The sequence below is a fragment of the Sporosarcina sp. ACRSL genome (assembly GCF_022346605.1).
Lineage (GTDB): Bacteria > Bacillota > Bacilli > Bacillales_A > Planococcaceae > Sporosarcina.
The window spans coordinates 1-769 of record NZ_JAKRNT010000034.1; the positions used below are offsets into that span (position 1 = coordinate 1).

Sequence of the window (769 nt, forward strand, 5' to 3'; positions counted from 1 at the left end):
TGCACTGACATAAGAAAATGAGACAAATAAAAACACCTTACGTTGAAAAACGGGTATTGAACCTTAATACATCAACGTGGAGGTGTTTTTTCTGTGGGAACTAGAGTTAGTTATCCAGAAGAAGTGAAATTGAAGGCAATTGAAATGCGGTTAGCGGGTGTTCCCGTCAAAGAAGTGATGGAGGAACTGAATATCCGAAATTATACACAGCTGAAAACTTGGATGCGCTGGTATCGGAATGGTGAAATGCACCGTCTAGCACAACCGGTCGGCAAACAATATGCCTTCGGCAAGGGACCGGAGTTTGAAAGTGAGACAGCGAGGTTGCAGGCTGAAAATCGTTATCTGAAACAGCAGGTTGAAGTATTAAAAAAGTACGCGGAATTGGAAAGGAAGTGGCGCCAAAAGTTGTGATTCAGTTAGTGGAAAAATTAAGTGGAAGTATGACTATAGGAGAAATCTGCGGGCACATAGGTGTCAGTCGTTCATCGTATTATCGCTGGAAAGCCCAAGAAGAGAACGAGACGCCAAAGGAGGTGCGGGATCGGCAAATTGGTGAATTGTGTAAGGATCATAAATTCCGATATGGGTACCGGAAGATTGCAGATCTGTATCCAGGGGCTTGCGAGAAGACGGTCCAGCGTGTTATGCAGAAATATGGATGGCAGTGCCGAGTGAAAGTGAAGAAACGCAAACGTACCGGGCAGCCCGCACATGTCGCACCGAATCTGTTGGAAAGGGATTTTACTGCGTCTAAACCCTTGGAAAA

Annotated in this window: 2 protein-coding genes; both read left to right on the forward strand. The window is 45.1% G+C overall.

From position 1 onward, the window contains the following. Positions 1 to 93: 93 nt before the first annotated feature. Positions 94 to 414, forward strand: a complete 321-nt coding sequence (locus MHZ92_RS21280; RefSeq protein WP_239433710.1) for a helix-turn-helix domain-containing protein — start codon at positions 94 to 96, stop codon at positions 412 to 414. 8 nt (positions 415 to 422) lie between these two features. Continuing rightward, the coding region (locus MHZ92_RS21285; protein WP_239433711.1) for an IS3 family transposase at positions 423 to 769 on the forward strand (347 nt) is incomplete at its 3' end.